Source organism: Planococcus beijingensis (assembly GCF_016820615.1).
Lineage (GTDB): Bacteria > Bacillota > Bacilli > Bacillales_A > Planococcaceae > Planococcus > Planococcus notacanthi.
On record NZ_JADHDZ010000021.1, the window covers coordinates 1 to 364 of the forward strand.

The 364-nt window shown below is 39.3% G+C and carries 1 protein-coding gene; it reads left to right on the forward strand.

Annotated features, from left to right (window positions below):
* Positions 1-364: nucleoside 2-deoxyribosyltransferase (locus IRE19_RS18385; RefSeq protein ID WP_203341461.1), on the forward strand; the 364-nt coding region annotated here is incomplete at both ends.

Genomic DNA, 364 nt, shown 5'->3' on the forward strand with positions numbered 1-364 from the left:
CCGATTAATAGGCAAAGGATACCTTCATTCTTACGATTGGACGAAGAATGCAAACGCCAATGAAGAACGGCCATCCACATTGGAAGACTTGCGAGAGATTGGTCAGCATGAAATGAAGGCTGTAATAGAATCGGACTTGATTGTCGTCTTGTTGCCAGGAGGAAAAGGTACCCATATTGAGTTGGGCATCGCACTGGGACAAAAGAAGAGAATATTTCTTTACTCAGAAGATAGGGCAATTAACAACTTTGAAACAACGAGCACATTTTATCACTTGCCTGAAGTAGAAAAATGTTATGGCACCCTTGATAAATTAGTAGATAAAATTGTAACTTCTAAAGCTTTTCAAGATAAGTTAAGCAGC